General features: G+C 45.6%; 9 protein-coding genes. 3 read left to right on the top strand and 6 right to left on the bottom strand.

The window, feature by feature from the left end; genetic code table 11:
• The first annotated feature begins 29 nt into the window (after positions 1 to 29).
• Positions 30 to 614, top strand: a complete 585-nt coding sequence (locus GQS64_RS05290; RefSeq protein ID WP_198230838.1) for a CMD domain protein — start codon at positions 30 to 32, stop codon at positions 612 to 614.
• Positions 615 to 683: 69 nt separating this feature from the next.
• Positions 684 to 1,292, top strand: coding sequence for an alkylhydroperoxidase domain protein (locus GQS64_RS05295; RefSeq protein WP_198230839.1), 609 nt, complete (start codon positions 684 to 686; stop codon positions 1,290 to 1,292).
• Positions 1,293 to 1,316: 24 nt separating this feature from the next.
• Here the strand turns inward: GQS64_RS05295 and GQS64_RS05300 are convergent, their stop codons facing one another.
• From GQS64_RS05300 to GQS64_RS05325, 6 genes are all read right to left on the bottom strand, one after another.
• Entirely contained in the window at positions 1,317 to 2,102 is a 786-nt protein-coding gene (locus tag GQS64_RS05300; RefSeq protein ID WP_198230840.1) for a heme ABC transporter ATP-binding protein, read from the bottom strand.
• Positions 2,099 to 3,178 (bottom strand): FecCD family ABC transporter permease, encoded by a 1,080-nt coding sequence (locus tag GQS64_RS05305; RefSeq protein WP_198230841.1) that lies wholly within the window; start codon positions 3,176 to 3,178, stop codon positions 2,099 to 2,101. Before GQS64_RS05305 ends, GQS64_RS05300 begins: the two co-directional genes overlap by 4 nt.
• Before the next feature lie 158 nt (positions 3,179 to 3,336).
• Positions 3,337 to 4,272, bottom strand: a complete 936-nt coding sequence (locus GQS64_RS05310) for a heme/hemin ABC transporter substrate-binding protein (RefSeq protein ID WP_198230842.1) — start codon at positions 4,270 to 4,272, stop codon at positions 3,337 to 3,339.
• A 21-nt stretch (positions 4,273 to 4,293) separates the two neighbouring features.
• Positions 4,294 to 5,337, bottom strand: a complete 1,044-nt coding sequence (locus tag GQS64_RS05315; RefSeq protein WP_198230843.1) for a hemin-degrading factor — start codon at positions 5,335 to 5,337, stop codon at positions 4,294 to 4,296.
• A gap of 14 nt (positions 5,338 to 5,351) precedes the next feature.
• Positions 5,352 to 5,519 (bottom strand): hemin uptake protein HemP, encoded by a 168-nt coding sequence (hemP, locus tag GQS64_RS05320; RefSeq protein WP_077991609.1) that lies wholly within the window; start codon positions 5,517 to 5,519, stop codon positions 5,352 to 5,354.
• A 223-nt stretch (positions 5,520 to 5,742) separates the two neighbouring features.
• Positions 5,743 to 7,962: a TonB-dependent hemoglobin/transferrin/lactoferrin family receptor gene (locus GQS64_RS05325; protein WP_198230844.1), complete on the bottom strand. Its 2,220-nt coding sequence runs from the start codon at positions 7,960 to 7,962 to the stop codon at positions 5,743 to 5,745.
• A gap of 378 nt (positions 7,963 to 8,340) precedes the next feature.
• Here GQS64_RS05325 and GQS64_RS05330 point away from each other — a divergent pair.
• Positions 8,341 to 8,807, top strand: a 467-nt coding sequence (locus GQS64_RS05330; protein ID WP_198230845.1) for a hypothetical protein, incomplete at its 3' end; no start/stop codon positions are given.

Raw genomic sequence — 8,807 nt, forward strand, 5'->3', positions numbered from 1 at the left:
GGAAAAGTTTGGCCATAAGGAAAAAGCAAATGTCCCGGTATGATGTAATTGATGAACTTGTTGGCGTGCCATTAGAGCTACGCAAGCGTCGGCCAATTACCAAAGAACAGGCACAAAAGAGTTTTGACGCGCTGTTTTCAAACGTCAAAGATGGCGACTTTTCTTTGAAAGATCGCTTTGCAATTGCAACTTTTGTTTCACGATTGCATAATTTTGACAGTGCCATCAAATTTTATGAAGACGAATTGAAAAAATTCCAACCGGATTGGGCAAAAGTCATTCTGGAGGCAGCAAATTCTGCAAAAAGCACAGGGCCATTCGGCAACTATCCCGATGGCCCGCTCGTAAACGAGAATACGGCCGGAAAAACCTGGAGTGCCGAGGCAGAGGTAAAGAATTCTTTAGGAGAAAAGTTGGCAGCCGCATTGACCCATAGTCATCTTCTGATTTTTCACCCGCGGGATTGCGAAGCAGCCGATCTTGAAGCATTGAAAAAAGCAGGGTGGAGCAATGATGAAATCGTCACTCTTTCGCAACTGGTTGCTTTTTTGAGCTTCCAGTTAAGACTTGCTCTGGGGCTAAAAACACTGGCAGCGAAAAAAGAAGCAAATTAACGGCAAATTTCAAGCTTCGTTGAAAAGCTGCATAATAATCTCACTTTTATAATCGGGAATTGAGCAAGAATGAACACAAAGCCAAGTAATTCGACCAAAGAAATCAAAAGACCCAATGTCTTTACGCGCGACAACCTTGATTGGATTGCGTGGATCGAACCGGTTGCAGAAGAGAGTTTGAGCGAACGTCAACGTGACTCTTTGGTGGAACCGGCTCGCGCAAAATCCGATTATTTCCGTTTGCTGGCGCGCGATCCCGATATACTGGAAGCGCGCACACGGACAGATAAGGATATTTTTTATAATACTGTCGATGGCTTGCCCCGTGCCGAGCGTGAGCTTGCAGCCGCTGCGACATCGCGCTTCAATGGCTGTATTTATTGTGCTTCCGTTCATGCCCGACATGCGGCTGTTTATTCAAAAAAACCGGCTGATGTTGATGAACTCCTTGATAAGGGCATCTCTGCCGATTTGGGTGAGCGCTGGAACGCCATTGTTTCTGCTGCGTCAACACTTAGTCAAACACCGCCGGTCTTTGGAAAAACAGAAATCGACGCGCTTCGCGCCGCAGGTCTTGATGATGATGAAATTTTCGATGTTATCCACGCTGTCAGCTTTTTTAATTGGGCCAACCGGTTGATGCTATCACTGGGCGAACCGGAACTTCAGCAAAAATAAAAACGTCTGAAGTTCATGCTTCGATCATAAACAAGCCGATTGAGGGAGAACAAAAGGCACACCCTCGGCAGGTATTTTGCCGACGGTGAGCTTGCAATGATAGATTTCACGCAGCATTGGCGTGGTCAAGACTGCTGCCGGCGAACCTTCTTTGACAATATGTCCATGGTCCATGACAATGATCTTGTCACTATAATGGGCGGCCAAATTGAGATCATGCAAAATAGCAATAACGCCGCCACCGGCTTTTGAAAAATCGCGTGCAATATTCATAACTGCGAGTTGATGATAGATATCCAGACTTGCAACCGGTTCATCCAGAAATAACCAGCGTGGAATGCCATTGAAAACCGGTTCCCAAATCTGGCACATCACGCGGGCAAGTTGTACGCGGGCCTGTTCGCCGCCCGATAATTCATGATAAAAGCGTCCCTCATAACCTGCCAAATCTACCTTCTCTAAAGCCATTTCAGGCAGTTGCTTTTTAATAAATGCGGGGTGGAGACTGTTTAAAAGACCGAGTGCTACGACTTCCCTGACGAGGAAAGGAAAACTCACATCGGTTGATTGTTGAAGTACCGCTCTTACCAATGCCATTTCAGACGGTTTTTTTCGGGCTATGTCGTCGCCGTTAATTGTTATTTTTCCGCTATAGGAAAGTTCGCCGCTTAAAGCTTTGACAAGTGTTGTCTTTCCCGAACCGTTGGTTCCGATAATCGTGGTTAGATGTCCGGCTTGTGCCTTGAAATTCAGGCTGTGCAATATATGGCTTTTTCCGAGGGTGAGTTCGAGATTTTCGGTTTCGATCATTGGTTGAAGTTTCCACGTTGTTTAAGCAAAACCCACAGGAAAAACGGGCCGCCGATCAGCGAGGTGATGATGCCGATAGGAAGTTCGGCCGGTGCCACAATGATGCGCGAAACAGTATCGGTTAGAATGAGCATGGAAGCACCGAGAAGAGCTGAACAAGGTATGAGAAAACGATGATCGGGGCCGATTGTGAGGCGCAAGATATGAGGCACAATAATTCCGATGAAACCGATATTGCCGCTTACAGACACAGCACCACCACACATAAAAGCGACAAGAAAAATCGTTAAATATTTCAAGCGTTGAACCTCGAACCCCAGATGTCCGGCAACAGCTTCGTCAAGCGATAGCGCGTTCATTCCGCGTGAAAGAAATGGTGCAATAGCAAGACCGGTTAGAATGAAGGGGCAGGCGATTACAACACGTGACCATGTGGCACCTGCGAGTGAACCAAGGTTCCAGAAGGTTATATCCCGCAATTGATTATCATTGGCAATGAAGATGAGAAATCCCGTTAGAGCCGCACATAAGGCACTCAATGCAATTCCGGCAAGCAACATCGTGGCAACGGATGTCCGGTTATTTCTGGTTGCGATAAAATACAAAATAATGGTTGTCATCAAGCCGCCAAAAAAGGCACCGGTGACAATCGTGAAACTTCCAAGGACGTTTATGAAAAACGGGGGCAACAGGCTTGAACCAACAATGATGATAACGGCTCCCAATGCGGAGCCGGACGATACCCCCATAATTCCCGGATCAGCGAGAGGATTACGGAATAAACCTTGCATAAGCACGCCGGAGATAGCGAGTGCAGAACCAACCAATGCGGCAAGAATAACGCGTGGTGGACGGATGTTGACGAGCACAAGATAATCACGCGATCTGGAGCTTTCTAAAAAGCCATTTTGTATAACCGATTTAAAAAAGTCGGAAATTGAAACTTTATAAGCGCCGAGAACGAGGCCGCAATATAGGGACGTGAAAAACAATGCGACGAGTAAAATTACGGCTATTTTTCCCCGAATGCTGCGATCGCCTTTGACCGGACGATATGAAAACAATGTCGCTACCATGTTGTTTTGCTCATGCGTGCCTGTTCAGATAAAAAGTGCTCGAAAAACCTCGAAAAATAGCGAAACAGGTTTTAAGGAAACAGATGTTGAGCCAACCAATCCCTCCGGTACGATTTGAGCGGCCCAATCGCCTTTCGGCTTTACAATCCGGCATAATTTCACCACTCGCTTTTATAGAGAGTTTGAATGACTTCACGTATGGCAAGAGGCGTTCTGGGACCAAAGCCTAATAGATAAAGTCCGTCCATTTGTTTTATTGCTTTGTTTTTGAAAGCAGGTGTCGTCTCGATTGCCGGTATTTTATATATATCGTCGACTGTTGTGCTCGTAGCGGAATGAGCCATCAATAAAATCAGATCCGGACGGGCTTCAATAATGGCTTCGTCGGTAAGAAGCTTATAACCGTTAAAGCCGTCAATGGCATTTGTTGCGCCCGCCAGTTTGATAATACCATCAGCGGCCGTATTCTTTCCTGCCGCCATGAGACGACCATTTTGTATTGTCAAAACAAAAAGGATGCGTTTTGTGTGAGGTAAATCTTTTAATAGCGCATCGTTTTTTGCAAATTCTTCATCAACAGTTGCTATCAACTGTTGTGCTTTTTGTCCTTCATGCAAAGCATGACCGATTTTCAAAATCTTGTCGTTAATTCCTTCCCTTGTAAAATGTTCAGCAACTTCAAGCATCGGCACGCCGGAATTTTTCAAAATTTCGATTGTCGAAGCGGGGCCACTCTGCTGATCGAGCAAAATGGCTTCGGGACGAAGAGACAAAATGCCTTCAGGCGATAAATTCCGCATGTAACCGACATCAGGCAGTTTTTGCGCTTCCGCCGAATAGGTGCTTGTCGTGTCGCGGGCGATCAACCGGTCACCGGCACCTAATGCATAAACAATTTCTGTCAATGTTCCGCCGATTGATATAATCTTTGCATTTTCAGGAAATTCATCGACCGGATTGGCTATCGCGATCACCGGAAAAAGCACAATGACAAGTGTTGATACAAACCAAAGAATTATGCCGCGCAGATCAGGCCGAAAAATATCCGGCCAAATAGAACGCGCATAATCGTTATCAGCGAAAACATATTTCATCGTTATCAATTTCCGTGAGTGTTATGCGACGGCCATTTCCGGCGCAGGAGGAAGCTCGCTTAACAAACTGCGCCAATCCTCACGCTCCTGTTCGCCGGCACTCCGTTTTCCGAAAAATTGAATAATCATTTCGCCATTCTGGTCGAAAACCTCCAAAGAACTGACATAACCGTCGCTGGTCGGTTTGCGTACATTCCAGATGCGTGAAATTCCCGATGTGAGCAGGTGAAGGTGAAATTTTTCATCCAGAATATTGAACCAGCCGTCAACTTTTTTGAGTTTTTCAACTTTTCCGGTAAAAATCTGGATGCATCCCTTATTACCCACAAAACACATGATAGGAACTTCCCGTTCGGCAGCACTTTGTAGAAGAATTTCGACTGAATCGGCACGCACTTCATTGGCAAATTCGCTACCAACAAGTTTGACTGCGTCGTGTCGGCCAATTTTTAGTTCTTTCAATATGTCATGAAGCTGGTGAACGTCGGTCATTTGCCGCCAGCGGTTGCGAAATTCTTCAATATCCGCATTGTGTGTAGACGAGTTATCATAGGGTGTCGCTCGTAAAACCTGCAATTGTTCCTTCGGCGCATCAACCTTTAAAAGGCCAACAAGTTTAGTCCATTCGTCAAGATTGGTTGTTGGTTCGGGATAGAGTTTGAAGACAGCCTCGCCATAAGCATCGAAAAACTGGAGGCTATCTACAACCCTGTCATGGACAGGCATGGTGCGGACAAACGCGAATTTCCAATTGTTTTGGAAAATGCGAAGGTCAATTTGGCCAAGCGTCATAGAAACGTCGCTTCCGGGGAAAACATTCTGGAAATGGCCTTTTTTTTCACTCACCGCATATTCATTGCGGGTAAGAGCCATTATTTCGCCAAGCTTATGAGCATTTTTTACCAATAATGGAACGTCGACTTTGAGCCGTTGCGCTTTACCGGTCGAGATGAAAGCTTCAACCAGTTCAGCTTCCGAAATACCTATAGATTTTACAAATTCCCTATCCCGTAAATTCTTATTTTTCTCACGCAGTGAGAGGATAGTTCCGCTCTCCAGTGTCATGGGGGTTCGCCTTTCTATTTATTCAGAATAAGTTTTCCAAAACGGGTGATTTTCAGCCGATAAACGGCTCCTTCGTGATGGATCAACACTTCTTTGTTCGCGCCGAATAACGCTTTGCTTTCGATCATCGTTGAAGGTTGGTTCATCGGATCTCCCGATTGCAATTCAAGGTGTTCCTGCATCAGTTTGTACCTAACTTTTATAAACATGATAATTTTTATCATGTTTTACAAAATGGCAATACACTTTTTCGTATGGCCGGAAGTTGTTTCGTATGGCCGGAAGTTGGAATGTTCATTTTGTGTTCAAGTCACAGCTCTTTCAGCTATTTTCAGAAGACAAATCGTTGAAGCCGGTTACCTCGCGAGCGGATTCGGTACGACCCGCGCCCGATCGCTGATTGCATCAGAATTTTTGTGTGAAAGATATTTTGAATGTGCGTCCGGGCTGACTGTAATAATCTTTCGGCGATGCCGGAGCCGAAGGAAGGTCGACTGCATTCCAATAACGCTTGTCAAAAAGATTATAGATGCCTGCTTGTAATCTGGGGCCTTTTTTGCCGAGCGGTTCCCACCAGCCGGTAAGATCAACAAGTGTATAGCCCGGAGTTTTTGCAAAATCGGAGTTTTCTTCAACTTTGTTGCGCTTTGCAGCAGCCGTCAACGAAACATCCGAACCCCATTGTTCACGGGCATATCCGACACCGATGATCCCTTTCAGCGCTGGTATGGAATTGAGATGTTCATCATTGTCGGTGTCTTTTCCTTCGGCATAGGCGAGAGCCGCATTGGTATGCCAACCGTTTGAAAAAACAATATGTCCTTTGGCCTCGATGCCGGAGATGCGAACGTGAGCACGATTGATATAATTCAAACGTTGAAGCATGAATTCGCGGTTCGCACCCAAATCGATTTCATCAATGAAATTGCGGTAATAATTCGAGAAAAGGCTGACAGATCCTCCAAGATCATCATTGCCGAGCCTTGCCCCTATATCATAACCGTTACTGGTTTCGGGTTTTAGGTCGGGATTGCCGCGTGTGTAATAAAAACCCGGATTGGTATAGTTCAGATAAAGCTCGGTAACGCTGGGAGCACGAAATGCCTGTGCCCATTGTGCGTAAAGCGTGACATCGTTTCGTGCATCCCATTCGGCTCTAAGTTTTGGCGACAAGTGTGAATGGCTGTTATTCGGCGGATAGCCCTCGAAGCCTGCTCCATGTTCATAAGCATAAGTGTCTTGCGGACGATGATCGTACCAATCGTAACGTAATCCGGGCGTCAATCTTAAACGGTTAGCGAGAAAGCCGATTTCATCTTCGGCAGACAAACCGAAAATGGTGCTGTCAGTATTCGGAGAATCCGATTGGTTGATGTGCATGAATTTGCACGCCATGAAAGGCCCTTTAAACGGCGGGGGAGGGCAGTTATCCGCTCCGGCAGCATATTGTTGGAATTTTGAAGATGATGCTTCGGTTGCCAACCGCAATGTGTGCGTTGTTGCCCCTGCTTCAAGTTTTTTCAGTCCGGCAATATTGATACCATAGTCTGTGTCGCGGATAAGGTTGTCCCGCATATAATAACCTTTTGGAATGGATATGCGGTCGGATTCCGACTTTTCATCGGTACGTTGCCTTTGCCAATAAACAATTCCGTGGGCTTCATCAAGAAATCCGCCTCCATTATAGTCATAAGACAGTGAGAGACGCTCACGGCGTTTTTCATCATCTTCTGTTCCCGAACCTGGGCGGTAGGTGGATGTCGACAAATTGTAGGTATCAATCTCTTTGGAAAGATTGAAACGCTCGGCAGTGAAGCCGACCCGTTGGCTGCCATCGATATGTTGATATATTTTAAAAAGCAAATTATCCTGATCGAATGTTGTCGGGTTCATATCGACACGGTTTGCACCATATCCTCCACCGCTTCCGTTGTTTTCACGCTGTTTTCCGCGTGTATAGCCACCCTGGAACAAGGCGTAGGTCTGTTGCGCGCGCATTGCAAATGCTTCGTTTATGCGCCAACTGCGATCGGTTGAATCATAGCTGCCTTTTGTCAGGCTTGCCCAATTCTTGTCAGTTGTCAGAAGGTCTTCGGGATCAAGTGTGCGTAGTGCAACGACACCGCCCAATGCTCCCGAACCATAAAGGCTTGAATCGGCTCCATGAATAATATCCAACGTTGAAAGCGATGAAAAATCGAAAAGCGATATGCCATTTTTGACTTGTCGTGATCCGTCATAAAGCCAAGGAAGACGAATACCGTCGATCGTTGTCAATACACGGTTCTGGTCTAGCCCCCTGATGTTGAAACTGTCGCTTGCAGAATTATAGTTGATAGCAGGATCAAGCCGATCAATATCATGAACATCGTCAACCTGTTTGTCGGCTATGTCTTTGGCAGTCTTACGCTCGGTTAAAATAGTCGCATTGTTGAGCTTCATTAATTCGGATTTTGATTTAACAATGACGGGATTGAGCTGCGTGCCGTTATTTTCCGCGTCCTGTGCAAAAACAGACATAGGACTTGCGATTGTCAGGGGAATTGCGATTGTCAGGGGAATTGCGGTTGTCAGTCCGCCTAATGCAGCACATGTTTTCAGTCTCGTCCCGATCTTAAGCAGCATTCTCTCGTCCCTCGCTTTTAAGAATAATATGCATTTGGAAGAAGCGCCTGGCTTGCTGGATTTTTAACCGGCTGGCTGAGCATAATTTTCAACGCCCCGAACGTTGATCGGTCGCTTATACAAAACATGATAAAAATATTCAAGAAAAAACCTTGCATAAAACGGACTGACACGGGACAGTTCTTTTTATCTGTTTTTTTAAATGGACTGGAATACGCAGCCTCGACCATAAACGGGATGCAACTTACAAAAAGGTTTTCTGAACGGGTGACGTTTTATGGTCGTGAGTGATTAAAGCCGAAAAGGATAAAAAGCCGTTGTATGCGCAAACCGGTTTGATTAAAACAACTGCTGTCGCACACGTCATAGGAAATGTTGATGTTCATTCGTAAATTTTTCTGGCCCTCACTTACAGTGATTGTTTTTATAATCGTTATGGGGCTGTGGTTCGGAATAGGTGGGCAGGAAAGACGTCTTTCCAATGAACTTCAAGAGCTTGGCGCGCAAACAAAATGGCTTTCTTACGATGTTGACGGATTTGATGTAACTTTACACGGTTATGCGCCTGATAAAGATGCACGCGATAGCATTCTTGCAAAGGTAAAAGCATTCAGGAATATAGGGAACGTCGATTCAGACATCATTCTTCTGTCCGATCAGACAAATAATTATCTCATGTTTATTGTCGACGATGACGGTATTACCGTTAGAGGCACGATTCCGGTAGGTATGGCAAGGTTCACACTGATAAACCTCATATCAGCACGAAAACCGGGTCTGATGGTCTATGACGAGTTGGATACGGGTGCCATTATGCCTGAAAAATTCAAACAGGCTTTTTCTTT

The organism is Bartonella sp. P0282, from assembly GCF_048452985.1.
In the GTDB taxonomy this organism is placed as follows: domain Bacteria; phylum Pseudomonadota; class Alphaproteobacteria; order Rhizobiales; family Rhizobiaceae; genus Bartonella; species Bartonella choladocola.